The following is a 19923-nucleotide window of genomic DNA, read 5'->3' on the forward strand; positions in this document are numbered from 1 at the left end:
AGATGTAACTCGACAAGCAAAAAAGTGTTTTGCTGAGGTGAATGATCGGATTGCCCGCATTTTTTCGTTAAGAACCCTCCTTTTTCTTACAACAAAAAAAGCCCCCAAAACGAGTTTTCCCTTAGGAAAGGCTCATGACATACCGGATGGAATGACTTAACATTCTGCCGGGCAGAATAGCTAAGAAAGGATTGAATCACATTGAATGCTGCTCGTGATCGAAACATCATGCTTTTGCTTCTCTGTTTGACAGCAGGTATTGTAGATGTGATTGGGTACTTAAGTATCGGTCACGTATTTACCGCTAATATGACCGGGAACATCGTACTGTTAGGATTATCAATCGGCAATTCTCTTCATGCGACCGCCGTGTACTCGCTGATCGCACTGTTCGGATTTATCATCGGCGTGATTATATCAGCAGCCATTGTCGGAAAACAGGAAAAATCGTTCTGGCCGACAGGCGTCACGATTGCACTTGCTGTGGAAGCAGCCGTATTGCTTCTATTTGCCTGCCTGACTTTCTTTGAAAGTTCGCCGCACCTTTTAATCTTGCTGTTAAGCATTGCGATGGGGCTTCAGACTACGGCAGCCAGAAAGCTCGGCATTGCAGGGATTTCCACTACTGTCCTAACGGGGACGCTGGCAAACTTTTTCGAAGATGTGACAAAACGATTCCTCAGTAATAACAACCAAAAGGTCATCCATAAGGACGCATGGCTTCGCGCTTTGACGATTGTGCTCTATTGCCTGGGGGCTGTCATTGCCGCACTTGCTGAACCTGAGCATCCGTTTGTTGTGATTTGGATTCCGATCGTTATCATTATCGGTATTATTGCGGTTGCAGGCACAAGGTTTCACGGAAAGAGTGAGGGATGACCAGATAAGGACGGTTCTATACACCGGCATTCGTGAACCATCGATTGTTACATATGTTTTATGAAGGTGCAAGTCCGGGTAATAGGACGGGGAAAAGCACCAGTATCGGTTAAGATTGGGAGGAGGATAAATGGTTGGAACACATTAATATGGAGCAGTTTATTTTATTAGCGGCCTTATTGCTGATTATCGGTGTACTGACAACGAAATTTTCGACTAGGCTCGGAGTGCCCGCCCTTGTATTGTTCTTGATTGTCGGGATGATCATGGGGAGCGATGGTCTCGGAATTATTTATTTTAATAATCCCGAGCTTGCCCAGCTGATTGGAATTATCGCACTTGTCGTCATCCTTTTTGAAGGCGGTTTGCAAACAAAGTGGTCTTCGGTCAAAGCGGTCGCCGTTCCTTCATTGTCGCTCGCGACGATTGGCGTTTTGCTGACCACCTGCGTGGTTGCGGTTGCCGCCAAGCTGATTTTTAATGTTTCTTGGATGGAGGGCTTTTTATTCGGAGCGATTGTCGGCTCTACAGACGCAGCCGCGATTTTCGCCGTATTGAAAGGCCAGAATATTAGAGACAGATTGAGCTCCACTCTAGAAGCAGAGTCGGGTACAAATGATCCGATGGCGATGTTTTTGACTTTATCGCTCATCCAGCTGCTGACGGCTGACCATTCATCTTATTTCATGCTTGTTATTTCATTTTTCTGGCAGATGGGAATGGGACTTTTGCTCGGATATTTACTCGGGCGGTTCGCCAGCTTTGCCATCAATAAAATCAACTTGGATTCGAGCGGACTTTATCCGATCTTCGCTCTTGCTTTTGCGCTTCTTACCTACAGTCTTACAGATGTCATCGGGGCGAGCGGCTTACTGGCCGTCTACATTGCCGCGCTTGTCATCGGAAATCAAGATTTGACTTACCGACATTCCATTTTCAGGTTTAATGAAGGCTTTGCCTGGATGATGCAGATTTTGATGTTTATCATTCTCGGATTATTGGTTTTTCCTGCCCAATTTTTATCCTTCGATATTATTTTCAAGGGCTTCTTGCTTTCCCTGATTTTAATTTTTATCGCCCGGCCGGTTGCCGTTTTTCTGTCGACCATCAAAATGGGCTTTAATTTTAACGAAAAAATCTTCTTATCATGGGCCGGATTAAAAGGGGCAGTCCCGATCGTTCTTGCAACATTTCCGATGACGATGGGGCTTGAAAACAGCCAATTGATCTTTAATGTCGTATTCTTCGTCGTTTTAACATCGGCTTTGATCCAAGGGTCAACCATATCGGTCTTCGCAGAAAAATTGAAATTGAACGGACCGCAGAAAGTAGAAGCGCCGCATTCGCTGGAGCTTGTTTCCATCGGCAAGGCGAACGCCGAAATTATCGAATTTGAAGTCGATGACCAAGCAGCCATTACCAGGCAGATGCTGAAAGACATCAGCTTTCCAAAAGATGCCCTGATCAATGCGATCATCCGAAATGGGGATTTGGTCACGCCGCATGGAGAAACGAAAATTAAACCAGGCGATATTTTATATATCCTCGTATCGAAAAAACAAAAGAAGGAACTGAAAAAATTTTTAAACAGAGAATTTGATTAAGCCGTCGGAAAAGCACAGTACAAGGCAGACTTGCTCAGTATGTCACGAATAAAGGTCAATGAAGGGTACTGCACCGGTATTCTTCATTGGCCTTTTTTTGCCATGTGGAAGTTCAGCTATATGATAAGTGACATTTAGACCTTTGTTGATCAATTGCTCATATCCATTTATAATTTAAAAATCAAATATTAGGAGGCGCATGAATGATGAAGTGCAAAAAAATAAGTGGGTTAACATTCGAGGGGAAAGCGCATCATTAACCCTATAAACTGCGTGATTCCCCTTTAATTTTGGGGGTATCATTCAATTGAAAAACAGTAAAATACAAACCTTTAAACATCAAAAGAAGGCATTTTGGTGGCTTAGCTTTGTCGCTTTCTTCAGCGTGATGAACGAAACCGTATTTAATGTTGCATTGCCGGACATAAAAAATCAATTCGGCGTGTCGCCTGCGGCGGCAAATTGGGTGAATACGAGTTTCATCATTTCCTTTGCTGCCGGTTCAGTTGTTTACAGCAGGCTTTCTGATATGTACGGCGTCAGGAAGCTGTTTGTGGCCGGACTGCTCATCTATGGCGGAGGCTCATTTATGGGTTTGTTGGCTCAAGCTTATTTCCCGGCTGTGATCTTTGCGCGCTTTGTTCAAGGATCCGGGGCTTCCGCTGTACCCGCGCTTATCCTGGTCATCATCACGCGCTATGTCCGTCCGGAGGGCCGGGGCAAAGCATTCGGCATTGTCGGATCACTGGTGGCAATGGGCGAGGGAATAGGTCCGGCCATCGGCGGAATGATTGATTGTACATTATATTCATTGGTCGTTTCTGTTTATTCTGCCGATGGCAGTGCTGATGGCGATTCCTTTCTTCTTTAGAAATATGCCTGATGAAGCCGCTGCAAAAGCAAACCTGGATATCATTGGGATCGGACTGCTGACAATCAGCATTGTGATGTTCGCTGTATATATATCGCTGTATCATGTCTTTTATTTACTGGCGGGCATTTTTTGCTTGATTGGAGCTGCAGTTCATACCCGACATGCAGAACATCCGTTTATTGACCGTTCTTTAATAAAGAATCGCCGATATATAGGCGTCGTTTTGGCAGGATGTACTGTATTGGGAAGCGTTGCGGGCGGAGCCCTTACAGATCGCTTCGGCAGCCGGTTTGTTTTTACTCTTGGATGGTTATTGATCTTGTCAACCATGGCAGCCGCGTCACAGGTCGGCGACCGGACACCATGGTTGATGACGATTATGCTCGTGTTTATATTTGGCGGTCTTTCATTTGTGAAAACGGCAATTTCAAACAGTACCGCAGAAAGCTTGGAAGAAAAGGCTGCAGGCGCTGGAATGGGGATGCTGAACTTTGCCTGTTTTTTATCTGAAGGAATAGGCGTCGCATTAGCAGGAGGCTTGATGGCAGTGCACGGGTTTGGCTATTCTGCGCTTCCGGCAATGAACGATGCCTGGAGTGCTGTATTCAGCCGCTCGTTTGCCATATTCACAGTTTTTGTATTGGCTGGCGGATTGCTATATTTATTGACTTGCAAACGCAAAAAATCTTAGGATATTCGAGTGGTTGGGCGGGAAAGCCCAGCCGTTTTTTATGCTGACTCGATTTTCTGAAACATAATGAAAAGAAAATCGTATTTGATGTAAAGCTTCTTGAGAGGATGAAAATGATGAAAAGAAGCATCGGCACCTTTGAAATTGACGGACTGACAATTGAATATTCGCGAGTAGGTGAAGGGAAGCCGATTCTTGTGATGCACGGAGGTCATTCGAATTGCCGCGAGGAATTTGGGTATCGAGATCTTTATGAGAGCCGATTCTCTATCATCACGCCTTCCCGTGCAGGGTATGGCCGGACATCGAAAGAAATCGGGGACAGTTTGGAACTTGCCTGCTATTACATATGAAACTGCTTGATCATTTAAATATCAAGAAAGTTCATGTGGTTGCGGTGTCAGCCGGCGGGCCAAGCGGAATATGTTTTGCATCCAAATACTCGGAAAGAGTAGAATCCTTAATTTTGCAAAGCGCTGTCACAAAGCAGTGGCTGACAGCGAAGGATATTGAATATAAAGTTGGTCAGATCATCTTTCGGCCGCCTGTTGAAAAGGCCGTATGGAAGCTGATATCGGCGCTTAACAATCGATTTCCGGAATGGATCTTTAAGAAAATGCTATCCTCCTTTACTACACTTCCTGCTGATCAGGCGATGCTGAAAGTCACGGAGGGAGATATTGAAGAAATGAGAAAAATGAACAACAGACAGCGTTCAAGTCGAGGGTTCTTGCTTGATTTAAAAAATATAGACGATTTATCTTTCCATCATTTGAAGGAGATTTCTTGTCCGGTATTAATTATGCATTGCCGATATGATCGTGTTGTTCCAGCCGAGCATGCTTTTCATGCAAAAAAACTGATTCCTTTTTCAGAAGTCTATCAGGCAGACAGCTGGGGTCATCTCATTTGGCTGGGAACAGAGGGTAAATCTGTCTCACAGAAGGTCATCAGCTTTTTAAAAACCACATCATCTTGATCATAAGATGAATAAAATTTTAGGATCGCAGCCTACCCGCAAATGAAGTAGTGCAATTTTTTAATCAAGAGCAGAATGATCTTTCCGAACAGAACTGATGAACGTCGTACAAGACTTGCAAATAAGATGAATGAGAAATCCTCCCTGGCCGGTTTTCGGAGCACAAGGGAAACTTATGTATAAGAATCTATTCCGATAGAGGGACAGGTACGGGATGAATCATTGATTACCGTTGCCTGCGATTTCCCAGGGGGGAGAGAGTTGGTAAACTTGATATCATCCGCGGGTTTGCTTTGCTTGGCATTCTTTTAGCCCATAGGGAAGTCGTCTTTGGCTGTGGATATTTCAATTTGGGCCTGCTGAATGGATATGGCGCAGTTTGGCTTGCGGCAAGCGGCAGCTTCTTCCTAAACTCGCGATTGAAACGATGCGGCTATGCAATATGGTGAAACGTTGCATGAAAAACTTAACATTTTAAAAATCCAGCCGATATGATGAATAAATAACTGCACGCTTCCGGCAAATGTGGTATGGTAGCTAGTAAGTTTAGGAAAAGGGAGGATATTGATGATCATCGTCACAACAGATACAATCGCAAATCAAAACATTGTCGAAGTCAAAGGGCTTGTCACAAGCAGCATCGTTCAGTCGCGGAATATCGGAAAAGATATTCTGTCAGGGTTGAAGTCAGTCATTGGCGGAGAATTAAAAAATTACACCCAAATGCTTGAGGATTCGAAAAAAGCTGTGAGGGAACGGCTCGTGAATCAAGCTGAAGAGCTTGGAGCAAACGCGATCGTCGGTCTAAGGTTCGAACTGTCTGCAGGCCAGGGAACCTCCGAACTCATCGGATATGGTACGGCTGTTGTAATCGGCTAGCTTGCAATCGAAAACGAAGGCGGCGGCTCTCGTTGCCGCCTCAGCGAGTCAAGAAGGCTTCCCTGTCTGTTTCGTCTCTTTATGTTTTTGAGTCAGATGGGGATACTTTCTGTAGATGACAAACGCTATGATCGCCATATATAAGCCGTAGACGCCGACAGAGAGCAGCTTGTTTTCGCTGAAATTGGCACCTGCGATAGAGACGACGAGAACGTTGGGGACTTTTCCAAGCGTCGAAGCCGCAAAAAAGACAGCCCATTTCACCTTGCTTAAACCGCAGACGATATTCATGACAACGGCTGGGATAACCGGGATCAGCCTGCCCAATAGTACGGCTGTAAAAGCATTTTGGTTAAAATACGCTTCATATTCGCTCATTTTCGGGTATTTCGTTAAGTGTCTGCGAGCCATGTCTCTGAATCCGTAACGTGAGAGGAAAAACAAGAGCATGGTGCCGAGCATAGACCCCGTCAGCGTGATCAGCACGCCGTTTGCGATTCCGAACAAGGCGCCGTTTAATCCGGCAATGAGCGCAAACGGGACGATCGGGAAAAATACACAGGCCGCCACAAGCAGCATGCTGAATAATACCGAATAAACGCCTCCGTCCCTGATGACGTCGAGCCAGGAATCTTTGCAGACGAATCCGACCGCGATGATACTTGCCATGATGATGATAGTGAATAGTTTTCTGATCATACCGCTCCCGCTGCCTTTCTTTGTCTTTAGCTTCTACATTTGCAATAAAGCTTCTTCTAAGTGTGCCAAAATCTCGTCAGTTTTTGAGAGGTTGCAATTGCTGAGCATAATCAGCACTTTTTTCTCATCCATGTATCGGTTAATTGAGCTGATAAAACCGTGGATTTCTCCATCATGCCATATTTTATACTTATTTTGATGATTAATAAACCATCCGTATCCGATCGAATTGTTTTGAATGAGCGCCGGAGAAGGGCCTTCGGCTGCAAAAGCCTGCTTTTTGACGCGGCTGTAAAGGGCTTCTTTCAAAGCATCTTTTGAGACAAGCTTCTCGGTGTAAAGCGCCCTGTCCCATAAGTACAAGTCTTCAACGGTTGAATACAGCCCGCTTTCCCCGTAGCCGTATACGATAGGCGCTTTGATCATTTCACGATTCAGGCATAAATATCCGACTGTAGGCGAAATATCTTCCGGAGAAGAGAAAAAACCGGAGTTTTTCATGCCTAAAGGGTCAAAGATCAATTGTTGAATAACGTCTCCATAAGCTTCATTTGTGATCGTTTCAATGATTTTTGTAAGCAGTATGTATCCTGAATTACTGTAATTGAACCTTTGTCCCGGCCGAAATTCAAGCGGCTTGTCAATAAAACGTCTGATAAATTGGTCCAACGGTGCGCGCTCCAGCTCAATATCGAGCAATTCTTCCTCTAGAAAATCAGGAATTCCGGACGTATGGCTTAATAAATGTTTGATGGTAATGCTGTCGCCGTTCGGATAGCCTTCTAAATAGTTTTGTACCGGGTCATCTGTACGAAGCAGCCCCTTTTCTTGCAGCTGCATGACCGCTATAGCTGTGAATTGCTTTGTCAGTGAGGCAATTTGGTAGCGTGTAGACGGTTCATTCTTCACCTTGTCCTTACAATTGGCATAACCGTATCCTTTCGATAACAGTATACCGTTTGAATCTGCCAGCAAAATGCTGCCGTGAAAATGATTGTTGGATGCTTGTTCCATTAAATAATCATCAAGATGTTCCGCTGTATATACCAATAACAACAGTCCTTTCATATCTAATTATGATAAGAAGAAAACAATAAACGATAGTTTTGAAAGGAAATGAAGCAGGAAGCGCGACCAAAATAACATTATAAAAATTTTTTTGTATTTTCCATCATTTGCAGAATAATTTAAGCTAAATTTAAAATAAGGCAATTTCATGACATCCGTTAAAACGAGTGCTGTTTTGACGGATGTTTTTTATTATAAAACGATTGAAATATAAGTCGGCAGTAACGAAAAGGGGAATAAAGTCGTACACAGCCTTAAACTAAGGGCTAAAGTTCTGTGTTTTTTTGCAAGGAAAAGGACTATATTAGTATTTTTTAATTTTAATTTAATTTTGAAGGGTTTTTCCTTTATGATCTATAATATGTTATTTAACATAGTGAAAGAGATTTTTAAATCTTTGGTGCTGTCATGAAGCAAAAATAACAGGAGGTTAAGAAATGGGACATAAACATATCGCGATTTTTAATATTCCGGCTCACGGCCATATTAATCCAACGCTAGCTTTAACGGCAAGCCTTGTCAAACGCGGTTATCGGGTAACATATCCGGTGACGGATGAGTTTGTGAAGGCTGTTGAGGAAACTGGGGCAGAGCCGCTCAACTACCGCTCAACTTTAAATATCGATCCGCAGCAAATTCGGGAGCTGATGAAAAATAAAAAAGATATGTCGCAGGCTCCGCTGATGTTTATCAAAGAAATGGAGGAGGTTCTTCCTCAGCTTGAAGCGCTCTATGAGAATGACAAGCCAGACCTTATCCTTTTTGACTTTATGGCCATGGCGGGAAAACTGCTGGCTGAGAAGTTTGGAATAGAGGCGGTCCGCCTTTGTTCTACATATGCACAGAACGAACATTTTACATTCAGATCCATTTCTGAAGAGTTTAAGATCGAGCTGACGCCTGAGCAAGAGGATGCTTTGAAAAATTCGAATCTTCCGTCATTTAACTTTGAGGATATGTTCGAGCCTGCAAAATTGAACATTGTCTTTATGCCTCGTGCTTTTCAGCCTTACGGCGAAACGTTTGATGAGCGGTTCTCTTTTGTTGGTCCTTCTCTTGCCAAACGCAAGTTTCAGGAAAAAGAAACGCCGATTATTTCGGACAGCGGCCGTCCTGTCATGCTGATATCTTTAGGGACGGCGTTCAATGCCTGGCCGGAATTTTATCATATGTGCATAGAAGCATTCAGGGACACGAAGTGGCAGGTTATCATGGCTGTTGGCACGACAATCGATCCTGAAAGCTTTGATGACATACCTGAGAACTTTTCGATTCATCAGCGCGTTCCTCAGCTGGAGATCCTGAAGAAAGCGGAGCTGTTCATCACCCATGGGGGTATGAACAGTACGATGGAAGGGTTGAATGCCGGTGTACCGCTCGTTGCCGTTCCGCAAATGCCTGAACAGGAAATCACTGCCCGCCGCGTCGAAGAGCTTGGGCTTGGCAAGCATTTGCAGCCGGAAGACACAACAGCAGCTTCACTGCGGGAAGCCGTCTCTCAGACGGATGGTGACCCGCATGTCCTGAAACGGATACAGGACATGCAAAAGCACATTAAACAAGCCGGAGGGGCCGAGAAAGCCGCAGATGAAATTGAGGCATTTTTAGCACCCGCAGGAGTAAAATAACCATTTAAACGAACCCGGGAATCCCCGGGTTTTTTGTTGCTGCCGTAAGGAAGCGGGAAAAGTATACAGCGGCGCTTTTTGAACATACTACCTTCTATTAAATGTATTAAAAAGGAGGAAGTGTTTTGTCAAATCAGGGCAATTTCAAAAAAACGATCTCTCTGCTTGACCTGATTTTGATCGGCATGGGTGCGATATTCGGATCGGCTTGGCTGTTTGCCGTCAGCAATGTCGCTTCAAAAGCCGGGCCCGCTGGAAGCTTTTCGTGGATTATCGGCGGCGTCATTATCCTTTTAATCGGCCTCGTTTATGCCGAGCTGGGAGCTGCGTTGCCGCGGACGGGCGGGATTATCCGCTATCCGGTGTATACCCACGGCCACCTTGTCGGATATTTGATTTCATTTATCACGATTGTTGCCTATACAAGCCTGATTTCGATCGAAGTGACGGCTGTCAGGCAATACGTAGCCTATTGGTTTCCCGGTTTGACGATAAAAGGTTCTGAATCGCCGACGATTATCGGCTGGCTTTTGCAGTTTGCGCTGCTTTGTTTGTTCTTTTTACTGAATTATTGGAGTGTCAAAGCGTTTGCGAAATCAAATTTAATTATTTCGGTTTTTAAGTATTTTGTTCCTTTGACAATCATCATCGTGTTGATATTCCATTTTAAATCGGCGAACTTTGCGGGAGAATTTGCGCCGTTTGGCTTTGGCGGGGTTCAGACATCCATTTCGACCGGCGGGGTGATGTTCGCATACCTCGGTCTACATCCGATCGTTTCGGTCGCCGGCGAAGTGAAAAATCCGCAGCGGAACATCCCGGTTGCTCTGCTGATTTGCATCATTGTTTCGGCTTGCGTCTATACGATACTGCAAGTGGTGTTTATCGGAGCCATACCGACTGATATGCTAAATGACGGATGGAAAGCGATCGGCAGGGAATTTTCTCTTCCGTTTAAAGATATCGCGGTGCTGCTCGGGATGGGCTGGCTTGCCACTCTTGTCGTTCTGGATGCGATTTTATCACCCGGCGGAAACGGCAATATTTTTATGAATACAACATCGCGCTTGGTTTATGCATGGGCGCGGAACGGCACATTGTTCAAAATCTTTGCCAAGGTGAATAAACCAACGGGAATTCCGCGTCCGTCGTTGTGGCTGTCGTTTGCGCTCGCCGTTTTTTGGACGCTTCCGTTTCCGTCTTGGGACGCGCTCGTCAATGTTTGCTCTGTTGCCCTGATCCTCTCCTATGCGATTGCTCCGGTTTCAGCAGCGGCGCTGAATGTGAATGCCAAGCAGCTTAAAAAGCCTCTGCAAATCAAAGGAATGGCTGTCATCGCTCCTGTCTCCTTCATATTTGCGTCGTATATCGTCTATTGGTCAGGGTGGAACACCGTGTCATGGCTGCTCGGATCACAGCTTGTGATGTTTGCTGTTTATTGCGCGTGTAAAAAATACGTTCCGCAGGACGATGTTTCGTTTGCACAGCAGCTTAAATCAAGCTGGTGGATCGTCGGATATTATGTGATGCTCCTGATTTTATCGTTTCTGGGCTCATTCGGTAACGGCCTTGGCCTATTGAGAACGCCGGTCGATTTAATCTTGATCGCGCTAGGATCGATTGCGGTATTTTACTGGGCGAAATATACGGCGCTGCCAAAGGCAGTCATTGATTATGATGAGAAAAAAGAAGAAACCGTTTAAGTATGAAAACCCCGCTGTATGGACTGCGGGGTATTCACACGTTTTTATTACAGTTGCGGAAGATCTTTAGCCGTTTCGGCAGCTTTGGTATCAATCTGAATTTGTTCAGATAAATTCGCAGGATGGTAATACCCTTTGGAAATCATATAGTTTGTGATCTGTTCATGGGTGTCAATCGCGTCGTTTAAATACTGCTTAAGCGTTTCGCGCACTTCTGGAGAAGATGTTTCCGTGATAGCTGTGGCAATGTTTTTGACACCGGTTTTTGCCGAGATTAAAAAATCGGTGGCAATGACTTGTTCAGTCATCGCGCCCATGCCTGTCATGTTTTGGATGAATTCGTTCATACGGTTTCACCTCTCACTGACAATAGACCTTGTAAATGCTCGATCTGATGCTTTGTTTGGGATGCATCACGCTCCAAGATGTCGCGAAGCTCTTGATCCTGAACCATTCCCGTCATTGTTGATGACTTTGTCAGACAAAGGTTTTTAAACATTAACAGCTCATGCAGCTCCAATGTTTCATGGATCGCATTATTCAATCGCAAACATTCCTTTCAAATTTGTTATTGTGTGAAGGACACATCTTTAGTATCAAAATTCGTTAGCGGGATTATTCGGTTTGTTATTTTACAATAAATCACATAATGATGTCAGACTTTTCGGACGCGAAAGAATTTGGTCAAGAGCCATGTTCCTTGCGGAAAACTGAGTGTGAGCTGCCAGACGCCGCCGCCGTCAAGTCCGTATTCGGTGATCAGCTGCAGTTTTTTTCCGATGCTGCGTGCGTCTTCAAACCATACGACATGCCGTCTGCCCTGTTCATCGGTGTATCTGAAAAAAGGGGACTCAGAATTTGTATCATATTGAATCGGTGCCTGGTGCTTCATGGCGAGCTGAACGGCGTCTTGGTTGGCGATTCCGGGGTATACGGCACCGGGCTGATAGGGCAGGGTCCAGTTATAGCCGTAAAGCGGAAAGCCGAGAACGATTTTTTCTTTGGGGACATGGCGGAGAGCAAATTGAATTGTTTGCCGGACTTCATTGATCGGAGCAATGGGGCCGGGCTCGCTTGTCCCGTGGTGCCAGTCGTATGCCATGATGAAGATAAGGTCGCTCACTGCACCGATTCCGCCATAGTCATACCCTTTCAGCCAGGCGATATTTTCATTTGTTTTCGGCGGAACGGCAATCGTCAACACATAGCCGGACGGCTTCAGCCGCTCTTTCAACAGGCGGAGAAAACCTGAAAATAAATCTCTGTCTTCCTCCAAAATCTGTTCGAAATCAATATTGACGCCTGCATATCCTTTTCTGGAAATCGTTTGGACAATATTGTCGATGAGGCGATTTCTTACGGCAGGCTGATTTAATACGCGGTGCGCAAGAGACGGACTGAAGCCTGATTCAGTTAGATTGGTGACTGTCATGAGGGGAGGAACGCGCCGTCTCCAAGCCGTTTGTACGGCCGGTGAATCATTCAGCTCGCTTAACGATCCGTCGCTTGAAATGTGGTATTCAAAAAATGCCAGATACGTGGCGTATGGGGCAAAATTATGAATCAATTCCTGGTCTAACCGGGGGTTTCTCAGTGTGTAATATCCTAAAGCAGTGATCGGTTTTTTCGGCAATTCCGGAATCATCACTTTTATCCCCGGCCTCATATTGGAAGGGGTTACAGACGGATTTGCTTTTTGCAATGCTTCGACGGATACAAACGTCCGGCGGGCAATCGTGTAATAACTGTCTCCCGGCTGAACGGTATATGTATAAAGCGGTATTAAAAGAGCCTGTCCGGGGACAATGTTTGTTGCGATCAACCCATTCGCCAATCGGATCTGGTCAATCGAAATTCCGAACTTGGCGCCGATGACAAATAGTGAATCTCCCGGCTGGACTGTATAAATAAACAACTGGCACACTTCCTTTTGTTCCTCTGTATGTGACAGGGGGTTTTATGCTATGTCTATGACCGTTGCAGAAGGATCATGCGCCGTTTTTTACAGCTGGAATGGTGAATAGAACCGTGAAGCGGATAATTCTTGACTGAACAGTCTAGAAAGTGTATCCTTCAAATAAAGGAGGTGATAGGGGCTTGGGAAGGAGCAAAGAATTTGATACCGCTCTCGTCCTTCATAAAGCGATGGAGGTTTTCGGCCAATTCGGCTATGAGGGGGCGTCGATGCAGGAGCTGCTCAGCCGCCTGGGAATTGCCAGGCAAAGTCTGTACAATGCATTCGGGACTAAAAGGGGTCTGTTTATCGCCGCCCTTACAAGATATCTAGATGATAAAAATGCGCAAGTGATCGCCATGCTTGAAAGCCCCGGATCAGTGAAGCAATCGGTTCGGCAGATCTTCCAGGAAAGCTTAAACGTTCTGAAAGACCCCGAACGTTCAAAGGCATGCTATATCATCAACAGCGCAATTGAACAAATTCCCCGCGATCCGGAGGTTGCCGAATACTTCGATAAGCAGACAAAGCAGTTGGAAACCGCCTTTTACAAAGCGCTTGTCCGAGCACAGTCACAGGGGGAACTAAAGAAGGGCCTCCATGATCTTTCAGCAGTTGCCCGTTTTTTGAATCAAACCCGGCTGTCGCTCACGTTTCAGGCGAAGTTAACGGGGGATTTTGATGCCCTTCAGGATCTGATCGATGTCAGCCTGTCTATTCTTGATTGATATATTGTTTGTCATGGGGAGATGGGCTGCTGCCCGTTTTTATCACTATTTTAGACTGATTGGTCAAAAAAGAATGGAGGAAAGAAAATGACGCGTGCGATAACCGATGTGATGGAACTGTTTTTGCAGTCGATGCTTGAAAAGGATATGGAAAAGTGGATACAGCTTTGGGATCAAGATGCGGTGTTTGAGCATCCATACGCACCGCCGGTTTTTCCTAAAAAAATAGAAGGTAAGTCAGCGATTTACGATTATATAAAGGATTTTCCCGAAAAAATCGATATTGTCCGCTTTACAGCGCCGACTATTCATCAAACGGCAAAATCGGGCTATTCGGCTGTCGAATTTGAATGTGAAGGCATTGTGTGTGAGACGGGTCTTCCTTATAACCAACAGTACATCAGCCTTGTAAACCTTAAAGCGGGCAAAATTGTCCACTACAAAGATTATTGGAATCCTTTGACTGTCGTCAAATCGTTCGGAGGACAGCTGCAAACCTTTTTATAATCTGACAAGGAGTGATGAAAGTGGGAAAAAAAATATTGATTACCGGCGGAACCGGTACGACAGGGAGCCGAATCGCCAAAAGGCTCGTGCATTTGGGTGCCGGCGTCCGGATCGCAAGCCGGAGAATACCTGCAATTACCGGAGCAGAACATGTATATTTTGACTGGAATGATCAAACAACTTACAAAGACGCATTAAAAAACACGGACTCATTGTATTTGGTTGCGCCTGTCGGTGTATACGAACCGTCGCCAATCGTACTGCCTTTTTTGGAAATGGCATCGGCATTCGGCGTCCGCCGCATTGTCCTGCTCAGCGCTGCAATTATTGATGAAAATGGACCGGTTTTCGGGAAGCTTCATCACGCGGTCAGGCGATATGTTCCTGAATGGGCGGTGCTAAAGCCTTCATATTTCATGCAGAATTTTGACCATCAGCATGGCGCTTCGATTCGGGAGAAAAATGAAATCGTCACCGCATCAGGCGACGGCAAAGTCGGGTTTATAGATGCAGACGATATCGCTGAAGTAGCTGTGCGCGCATTGCTTGATCAAAAGCCGCATAATACGAGCCATATTTTGACCGGGCCGGAAGCCTTGAGTTATGCCGAAGCCGCGGCAATCATCGGCAGAGCGGCAGGCCGCGACATCAGACATGTCAATGTCGAAGTGTCCGCGTTGAGAACAAGGTATATAAAGGCAGGATTATCTCCCGATTATGCCGGCTTCATGTCGGAATTAGATGAGAAAATCAAGAACGGCAAAGAAAACCGCATCACGGATACAGTGGAACGCATCACGGGAAAAAAACCGCGTTCACTGGCTGATTTCGCTAATGAACACACCGGACGCTGGCGTCTGTTTTAACTCGTTCCTGAAGCTGAACGGTCTTTTCTCTTCATTTTTGACCGTTCAGTCCAATTAATAAAATGTTTCGTTTATTTCCCATGACTCAACTGTACAGTAGGCCAAGTGAGGGTTCATTCCCATGCCCATTAAATAAGCCATTGCCGCTACTTCTTCCATGGCATGGTGATAGGAAGTGGCTTGGGCTTCATTTAAACCGTAATGAACAAAAGGTGCTACTGTGCACAACGTCTTATGTTTCAAGTGGGGAAACAACGGACATTTAATGTGGTGCAAGGCGGTTTCGGGATGCTGATACTGGGGGATATGCGTATGCTGTTCGGGAACCGCCGTCTGCTGTAAATGTTCTGCATTCTCCATTTCTTTCGTCCTTTCTCGTGCGGATTTTCGTTGTATTCTATGTTCCGCTTATGCCCTGTGTGTTAGACAGTTGTCACGGTTTGATAGGCAAATAATAAGACAGAAAGGTCAAATACCGGTAGACTTTTAAGCAGGATAAAAAAAGGAGGTATTTTTTATGGCTAAACATCATTTTTACCTTCAGGCAGACTGGCCTGGAAAACGAAACGACATCGGAAGGATTGAAAGCGGGAATTTAAAAACCGAAATTTCGATACCAAAGGAAATGGACGGCCCGGGGGCGGGGACAAACCCTGACGAAATGCTGCTCGGTGCCGCTGCGACTTGCTATATCATTACACTTGCAGCGATGATGGAAAGAAGCGGATTGGAAAAAGAGAGCCTGACGATGGAATCCGAGGCCGTTGTCGATGTGACAGGCGGGGTGTTTACGTACGAAAAAATCATTCACAGACCTCTGATCCGCCTCCCGAAAGAAGCGGCGCAAAAAGAGGCCGAACTTGCCGAAAGACTGGCTAAAAAAGCGGAGACATCATGCATGATATCAAGGGCGGTTCAGGGCAACGTCGCCATTGAATTAGAGCCGAAGATTGTCGTCTCCAAAGCGGATTAGATTTCGATCGTGAGCTGAGCCTTTTGATCCGCTGCTTCGGTGCGCTTTGAATTGAGCAGAAAGACGCCGCCGATGATCAAAGTAAGCCCAATAAGAGTTTTGAGATTAAATGGCTCCTGAAATATAAAATGCCCGATTGCAGCTGTCAAGGCCGTTCCGGTGCCGGCCCAAGTCGCATAAGCCGCTGATAAAGGCAGTGTTTTTAATGAAAAGCTCAGAAATGTAAAAGAAGCCGCAAAACCGATTATCACGCCGGCTGCGGGCAGGGGGGCGCTAAAGCCTTCTGACAGCTTCAGCATCGTGCTTCCGAATACTTCGGACAAAATGGCAGCCGCCAAAAAGATCATGCCTTTCATGACATTCGCCTCCTTATGACAAATTGATCAGTACAACGCCTGACACGAGACAGATAATGCCGGCGATATTTCGCCGGTTCAGCTTTTCTTGAAACCACAAGACGCCGATGATTGCAGTCAGAACGGTGCCCGCTCCGCTCCAAGTCGCATAGGAGAGGCTTAATGGAATGACCTGCAATGTGAGCGACATCATGTAAAATGCGAGACCGTAGCCGATTACTACAAGAACCGACGGCTGCCAGCGCGCGAACCCGTCAGATATTTTCAGCATGGCGGCTGCCGCCGCTTCTGACAAGATGGCGATCAGAAGAAAAATGTAGCCTGCAATCATACGGAATCCTCCTCTATCGATTTTATTGCATGATTCAAAAGGAGAGCTTTCTCTTCGTCAGCCAGCAGTTCCAATTGAAACATTCCCGAAAGCCAGATGCGCCGGATACGAGTTTGACATATGCAAAGGCCGGGGGGGCAAACTCCGCAGCGCCCTCTGCGCGCGCTTGTACAAAGTTGAACGGTAGTTTTCATTCGAATATCATAAAGCGCAGCCCATAAACGATTTTAAAGTGTTTCAGCTTTTATTCCGAAATCGTTATGAGCTTCTTCAAAGCTTTCCCCTTTTTTAGACATAAAAAAAACCCCGCTTCACTAACCGGTTGGTAAAATCCATCTTAATTGATGCAAAAGTTCTAAGTCAAGAAAAAAGTAATGTAAAAAGGCCCCTGAAAGAGCCTTTATCTGTCAGAAATAAGGATAGTAAGGATACGGCGGATACGGATATCCCCAAGGGCCGAGAAGCGCTCCGGCAGTAAGGCCGCCCAAAAATCCTCCGAAGAAGGGGCCCGGACCGAAAAATGGACGCGGGCCGAAAAACGGCCGCCCAAAAGGTCCGCCAAAGAAAGGCCTGCCAATGATTCGCTGGCTGTCGTCGTCATATACAGGAGCATGGTCGAAATGATACATAAAAAAATCCCTCCAATAATAAAATGATACCTGACTAACATCACTGTATTCTGCCCAGCCGTTTTTGCCTGGGCGCCCGCCGGATTTTTTAGTGAAGCAGCCCTCAAAAAGGAGTGAACGAAAACATGACGCTGTATCAGTCGGATTGGTCAAAAGCGCCTCCCCATGCCCACGCCTACAGGGCGAGAACAACGACTGCCGAGGGACATTACCACCTAATTGAGGGTTTTTCCCAGCCGGCAAACGGGAGCAATACAGATGGGCACGTTCATTTTTATTCCGGAATTACTTCTTTCGTCGATGGTCATTACCATAGGTATTATGCGATTACGGGGCCAGCGATTCCGCGGGCGGACGGCACGCACTATCATGAAATCGAGGGCACGACCTATTTGGCATATTCTGCGGCTCCCCCGGTCAGATATGGCGGAGTCGTTTATGTAAGCGATGGAATGAAGGAAAGGCACCGGCATCCTTTTAAGGGTTACACAAGAGAAATCGTCGGAAATGAGCCGATTGGCTGGTGAGGGAATGTTTGGAAAACAGTGAAAACGGGTAAAATGAAATGGGTGTTTTTGAATGTGAAATGGTATAATGGGAGGAGCTTGTTTAAAGAGAGTGATCATCAGTGAATAAAACGAAGCCGCCGGTCATCGTTTTGATCGGACCGACCGCTGTCGGTAAAACAAAATTAAGCGTCATGCTGGCCGAGCGTTTGAACGCGGAAATTATCAGCGGAGACTCAATGCAGATTTACAAAAGAATGGATATCGGCACAGCAAAAATCAGAGAAGAGGAAATGAACGGGGTTCCGCATCATCTGATCGATATTAAAGAACCGACGGAATCTTTCTCGGTAGCTGAATATCAGGAGATCGTCAGACAAAAAATTGCAGAGATTGACAGGCGAGGGAAGCTTCCGATGATTGTCGGGGGAACCGGGCTCTATATCCAGTCTGTCCTTTACGACTATTCATTCACAGAGGAAGCAGGCGATCCTGAGTTCCGGGCGGAGATGGAGGCGTTCTCTGCGAAGAGGGGGGCCGAATATGTTCACGATCTTTTGAAAGAACGCGATCCCGAAGCGGCAAGAGCCATTCATCCAAATAATAAACGAAGGGTCATCAGGGCGCTTGAAATCCTGCATACAACAGGAAAAACGATGTCCGAACATATGGAAGGACAGCGGAAAGAGCTTTTATACACGACGGCTCTCATCGGTTTGACGATGGAGCGGGAAGTGCTCTATGACAGGATCAACAGCCGCGTTGACCAGATGATGGATGAGGGGCTGCTGGATGAAGTGAAACTGCTTTATGATGAAAACGTAAGAAACTGCCAGTCTGTCCAGGCGATCGGCTACAAAGAGCTTTATGCGCATCTCGAAGGCAGAGCGTCCTTGGAAGAGGCGGTTGAGACATTGAAGCGGAATTCGAGACGCTACGCCAAAAGGCAGCTGACATGGTTTAGAAATCAAATGGATGTCGCATGGTTTGACATGACGCCCCCTGTCAATATCGAGCAGAAAAAACAGGAAATTTTCACTTACATAGCAGGAAAGCTCGAACTTTAATCGAAACAATATGGTATAGAGAAACAAGGAGGACCAGAAACATGAAATCGATAAATATTCAAGATCAGTTTTTGAATCAGATTCGGAAAGAAAATACATTTGTCACGGTCTTTTTACTGAATGGATTTCAGCTGCGCGGACAAGTAAAAGGATTTGACAACTTTACAGTGTTGATTGAATCGGAAGGAAAGCAGCAGCTCATATACAAACACGCCATTTCTACGTTTGCACCGCAAAAAAACGTTCAGCTCGAACTGGAATAGCGATTCACGGACTAAAAGACCATGCCTTGCATGGTTTTTTCAGATTGCCTGACAAAATCCTGAAACAGGTTACTGTTTTGGGATTTTTCGTTTTCAAAGCGACTTTACAATCACCTGCGGCCGTTGCCGGTCTTTCAGAGGAAAAAAACTTTGGCAACCTGTCTAAAACGCCGCCGTCATCACGTCCTGTGAAAGTCCGAGGCATTCAAATTTACAAAGCGGCATCTAGTCGCTAAACTAAGTAGTGTTTACATCAATTCAGTTTGAAAATGAAAAGGAATGAGCGAACAATGAAACCTAAGATCGTCATCAACCATTGGGAAGAGACGTGTGAAGATGATTCCTGCTATGAATACGGCACAAGTATTCTCGTAAACGGAAAAGAGCTTGTCAGGGAAGCGTCGATCATGACGGCTGTTCAGTCGGTTCTTAAGGAACTCGGCATCGAAGCCGATATTAAAGAGGTATGCGAGAACAAGTGCTGTGACGCTTACAAAAAATAAGCGAAAAAGTCTAGTCTACTAACTCAATTTTTTTCGTGTTATGATAGATTTCGGTTTGTGAGTAGGATGAGCGAACGGCTCTCATTCTACTCATATTTCTTTGGCCTAAGGCCTCCTAAGCTGAAGCGAATTGTGAACTTTCATCAACTCGAGCACAATATATTGTGTTTTCTTGAATGATAGTATACTATATATTGTGTAAGGTTCGAGTGGAAGACTCGGAAACAATTTTACTA

At 45.6% G+C, this 19923-nt stretch carries 24 protein-coding genes and 2 pseudogenes; 17 read left to right on the top strand and 9 right to left on the bottom strand.

Annotation, left to right across the window (positions count from 1 at the left end; genetic code table 11):
• Positions 1 to 201 precede the first annotated feature (201 nt).
• The 7 genes and pseudogenes from TRNA_RS31105 to TRNA_RS31125 all read left to right on the top strand — a co-directional run bounded on the left by TRNA_RS31105 (position 202) and on the right by TRNA_RS31125 (position 5906).
• Positions 202 to 879, top strand: a complete 678-nt coding sequence (locus TRNA_RS31105) for a YoaK family protein (protein ID WP_003181994.1) — start codon at positions 202 to 204, stop codon at positions 877 to 879.
• Between the two features lie 134 nt (positions 880 to 1013).
• Complete coding sequence (locus tag TRNA_RS31110; RefSeq protein ID WP_003181996.1) at positions 1014 to 2483, top strand: potassium/proton antiporter; 1470 nt, start codon at positions 1014 to 1016, stop codon at positions 2481 to 2483.
• 307 nt (positions 2484 to 2790) lie between these two features.
• Positions 2791 to 3354 carry an MFS transporter gene (locus TRNA_RS44125; protein ID WP_003181998.1) on the top strand — a complete coding sequence of 188 codons (564 nt, stop codon included), beginning with the start codon at positions 2791 to 2793 and terminating at the stop codon, positions 3352 to 3354.
• Entirely contained in the window at positions 3275 to 4048 is a 774-nt protein-coding gene (locus TRNA_RS31115) for a hypothetical protein (RefSeq protein ID WP_223307094.1), read from the top strand. Before TRNA_RS44125 ends, TRNA_RS31115 begins: the two co-directional genes overlap by 80 nt.
• 116 nt (positions 4049 to 4164) lie before the next feature.
• Positions 4165 to 5027 (top strand): annotated as a pseudogene (locus tag TRNA_RS31120) (alpha/beta fold hydrolase).
• 328 nt (positions 5028 to 5355) lie between these two features.
• Positions 5356 to 5505: pseudogene (locus TRNA_RS44450) on the top strand (hypothetical protein); the annotation flags it as partial.
• Between the two features lie 89 nt (positions 5506 to 5594).
• On the top strand, positions 5595 to 5906 hold the full coding sequence (locus tag TRNA_RS31125) for a YbjQ family protein (protein ID WP_003182008.1): 312 nt from the start codon (positions 5595 to 5597) through the stop codon (positions 5904 to 5906).
• 48 nt (positions 5907 to 5954) lie between these two features.
• On the opposite strand, the gene TRNA_RS31130 is transcribed toward TRNA_RS31125, so the two are convergent.
• The gene (locus tag TRNA_RS31130; protein WP_003182010.1) at positions 5955 to 6605 is read right to left on the bottom strand and encodes a TVP38/TMEM64 family protein; all 651 of its coding nucleotides are present in this window, start codon (positions 6603 to 6605) and stop codon (positions 5955 to 5957) included.
• 33 nt (positions 6606 to 6638) lie between these two features.
• Positions 6639 to 7655 carry a serine hydrolase domain-containing protein gene (locus TRNA_RS31135; protein WP_011197991.1) on the bottom strand — a complete coding sequence of 339 codons (1017 nt, stop codon included), beginning with the start codon at positions 7653 to 7655 and terminating at the stop codon, positions 6639 to 6641.
• A 455-nt stretch (positions 7656 to 8110) separates the two neighbouring features.
• On the opposite strand from TRNA_RS31135, the gene yjiC reads away from it, so the two are divergent.
• Together yjiC and TRNA_RS31145 are read left to right on the top strand one after the other, a co-directional pair.
• A complete protein-coding gene (gene yjiC / locus TRNA_RS31140; RefSeq protein ID WP_003182014.1) occupies positions 8111 to 9301 on the top strand; it encodes a UDP-glycosyltransferase YjiC in 1191 nt (396 codons plus the stop codon).
• Between the two features lie 125 nt (positions 9302 to 9426).
• Entirely contained in the window at positions 9427 to 11004 is a 1578-nt protein-coding gene (locus TRNA_RS31145; RefSeq protein ID WP_011197992.1) for an APC family permease, read from the top strand.
• A 47-nt stretch (positions 11005 to 11051) separates the two neighbouring features.
• Here the strand turns inward: TRNA_RS31145 and TRNA_RS31150 are convergent, their stop codons facing one another.
• The 3 genes from TRNA_RS31150 to TRNA_RS31160 all read right to left on the bottom strand — a co-directional run bounded on the left by TRNA_RS31150 (position 11052) and on the right by TRNA_RS31160 (position 12919).
• On the bottom strand, positions 11052 to 11351 hold the full coding sequence (locus tag TRNA_RS31150; protein ID WP_003182018.1) for a spore coat protein: 300 nt from the start codon (positions 11349 to 11351) through the stop codon (positions 11052 to 11054).
• Positions 11348 to 11548, bottom strand: coding sequence for a hypothetical protein (locus TRNA_RS31155; protein ID WP_003182022.1), 201 nt, complete (start codon positions 11546 to 11548; stop codon positions 11348 to 11350). The genes TRNA_RS31150 and TRNA_RS31155 overlap by 4 nt, the downstream gene beginning before the upstream one ends.
• Before the next feature lie 111 nt (positions 11549 to 11659).
• A complete protein-coding gene (locus TRNA_RS31160; RefSeq protein ID WP_011197993.1) occupies positions 11660 to 12919 on the bottom strand; it encodes a glycosyl hydrolase family 18 protein in 1260 nt (419 codons plus the stop codon).
• Between the two features lie 182 nt (positions 12920 to 13101).
• Here TRNA_RS31160 and TRNA_RS31165 point away from each other — a divergent pair, with 182 nt between their 5' ends.
• The 3 genes from TRNA_RS31165 (at position 13102) to TRNA_RS31175 (ending at position 15059) form a co-directional block, all read left to right on the top strand.
• A complete protein-coding gene (locus TRNA_RS31165; protein ID WP_003182026.1) occupies positions 13102 to 13686 on the top strand; it encodes a TetR/AcrR family transcriptional regulator in 585 nt (194 codons plus the stop codon).
• Between the two features lie 87 nt (positions 13687 to 13773).
• Entirely contained in the window at positions 13774 to 14193 is a 420-nt protein-coding gene (locus tag TRNA_RS31170; protein ID WP_003182028.1) for a nuclear transport factor 2 family protein, read from the top strand.
• Positions 14194 to 14207: 14 nt separating this feature from the next.
• Positions 14208 to 15059 (top strand): NmrA family NAD(P)-binding protein, encoded by an 852-nt coding sequence (locus TRNA_RS31175; protein WP_011197994.1) that lies wholly within the window; start codon positions 14208 to 14210, stop codon positions 15057 to 15059.
• Positions 15060 to 15113: 54 nt separating this feature from the next.
• On the opposite strand, the gene TRNA_RS31180 is transcribed toward TRNA_RS31175, so the two are convergent.
• Positions 15114 to 15419: a hypothetical protein gene (locus TRNA_RS31180; RefSeq protein ID WP_003182032.1), complete on the bottom strand. Its 306-nt coding sequence runs from the start codon at positions 15417 to 15419 to the stop codon at positions 15114 to 15116.
• Positions 15420 to 15576: 157 nt separating this feature from the next.
• On the opposite strand from TRNA_RS31180, the gene TRNA_RS31185 reads away from it, so the two are divergent.
• Entirely contained in the window at positions 15577 to 16032 is a 456-nt protein-coding gene (locus TRNA_RS31185; RefSeq protein WP_003182035.1) for an OsmC family protein, read from the top strand.
• Here the strand turns inward: TRNA_RS31185 and TRNA_RS31190 are convergent.
• The 3 genes from TRNA_RS31190 to TRNA_RS31200 all read right to left on the bottom strand — a co-directional run bounded on the left by TRNA_RS31190 (position 16029) and on the right by TRNA_RS31200 (position 17348).
• Positions 16029 to 16388 carry a DMT family transporter gene (locus tag TRNA_RS31190; RefSeq protein WP_003182037.1) on the bottom strand — a complete coding sequence of 120 codons (360 nt, stop codon included), beginning with the start codon at positions 16386 to 16388 and terminating at the stop codon, positions 16029 to 16031. The two genes, TRNA_RS31185 and TRNA_RS31190, sit on opposite strands and share 4 nt — an antisense overlap.
• Positions 16389 to 16401: 13 nt before the next feature.
• Entirely contained in the window at positions 16402 to 16740 is a 339-nt protein-coding gene (locus TRNA_RS31195) for a DMT family transporter (RefSeq protein ID WP_071583991.1), read from the bottom strand.
• A gap of 386 nt (positions 16741 to 17126) precedes the next feature.
• On the bottom strand, positions 17127 to 17348 hold the full coding sequence (locus tag TRNA_RS31200) for a hypothetical protein (RefSeq protein WP_003182041.1): 222 nt from the start codon (positions 17346 to 17348) through the stop codon (positions 17127 to 17129).
• A 125-nt stretch (positions 17349 to 17473) separates the two neighbouring features.
• Here TRNA_RS31200 and TRNA_RS31205 point away from each other — a divergent pair, with 125 nt between their 5' ends.
• The 4 genes from TRNA_RS31205 to TRNA_RS31225 all read left to right on the top strand — a co-directional run bounded on the left by TRNA_RS31205 (position 17474) and on the right by TRNA_RS31225 (position 19687).
• Positions 17474 to 17875 carry a YmaF family protein gene (locus TRNA_RS31205; protein WP_003182043.1) on the top strand — a complete coding sequence of 134 codons (402 nt, stop codon included), beginning with the start codon at positions 17474 to 17476 and terminating at the stop codon, positions 17873 to 17875.
• A gap of 101 nt (positions 17876 to 17976) precedes the next feature.
• Positions 17977 to 18921, top strand: coding sequence for a tRNA (adenosine(37)-N6)-dimethylallyltransferase MiaA (gene miaA, locus TRNA_RS31210; RefSeq protein WP_003182046.1), 945 nt, complete (start codon positions 17977 to 17979; stop codon positions 18919 to 18921).
• A 41-nt stretch (positions 18922 to 18962) separates the two neighbouring features.
• A complete protein-coding gene (hfq, locus tag TRNA_RS31215) occupies positions 18963 to 19184 on the top strand; it encodes an RNA chaperone Hfq (protein WP_003182047.1) in 222 nt (73 codons plus the stop codon).
• Between the two features lie 290 nt (positions 19185 to 19474).
• Positions 19475 to 19687, top strand: a complete 213-nt coding sequence (locus TRNA_RS31225) for a hypothetical protein (protein ID WP_003182049.1) — start codon at positions 19475 to 19477, stop codon at positions 19685 to 19687.
• Positions 19688 to 19923: the final 236 nt, after the last annotated feature.

It is taken from the genome of Bacillus licheniformis DSM 13 = ATCC 14580 (genome assembly GCF_000011645.1).
In the GTDB taxonomy this organism is placed as follows: domain Bacteria; phylum Bacillota; class Bacilli; order Bacillales; family Bacillaceae; genus Bacillus; species Bacillus licheniformis.

What these genes read in the sequence shown, in the direction of transcription:
- TRNA_RS31225 (WP_003182049.1), top strand. Translation starts at nt 19,475, where the DNA reads ATGAAACCTAAGATCGTCATCAACCATTGGGAAGAGACGTGTGAAGAT.
- yjiC (WP_003182014.1), top strand. Translation starts at nt 8,111, where the DNA reads ATGGGACATAAACATATCGCGATTTTTAATATTCCGGCTCACGGCCAT.
- TRNA_RS31205 (WP_003182043.1), top strand. Translation starts at nt 17,474, where the DNA reads ATGACGCTGTATCAGTCGGATTGGTCAAAAGCGCCTCCCCATGCCCAC.
- TRNA_RS31175 (WP_011197994.1), top strand. Translation starts at nt 14,208, where the DNA reads ATGAAAGTGGGAAAAAAAATATTGATTACCGGCGGAACCGGTACGACA.
- TRNA_RS31200 (WP_003182041.1), bottom strand. Translation starts at nt 17,348, where the DNA reads ATGTATCATTTCGACCATGCTCCTGTATATGACGACGACAGCCAGCGA.
- TRNA_RS31130 (WP_003182010.1), bottom strand. Translation starts at nt 6,605, where the DNA reads ATGATCAGAAAACTATTCACTATCATCATCATGGCAAGTATCATCGCG.
- TRNA_RS31150 (WP_003182018.1), bottom strand. Translation starts at nt 11,351, where the DNA reads ATGAACGAATTCATCCAAAACATGACAGGCATGGGCGCGATGACTGAA.
- TRNA_RS31180 (WP_003182032.1), bottom strand. Translation starts at nt 15,419, where the DNA reads ATGGAGAATGCAGAACATTTACAGCAGACGGCGGTTCCCGAACAGCAT.
- hfq (WP_003182047.1), top strand. Translation starts at nt 18,963, where the DNA reads ATGAAATCGATAAATATTCAAGATCAGTTTTTGAATCAGATTCGGAAA.
- TRNA_RS31190 (WP_003182037.1), bottom strand. Translation starts at nt 16,388, where the DNA reads ATGAAAGGCATGATCTTTTTGGCGGCTGCCATTTTGTCCGAAGTATTC.
- TRNA_RS31185 (WP_003182035.1), top strand. Translation starts at nt 15,577, where the DNA reads ATGGCTAAACATCATTTTTACCTTCAGGCAGACTGGCCTGGAAAACGA.
- TRNA_RS31170 (WP_003182028.1), top strand. Translation starts at nt 13,774, where the DNA reads ATGACGCGTGCGATAACCGATGTGATGGAACTGTTTTTGCAGTCGATG.
- TRNA_RS31125 (WP_003182008.1), top strand. Translation starts at nt 5,595, where the DNA reads ATGATCATCGTCACAACAGATACAATCGCAAATCAAAACATTGTCGAA.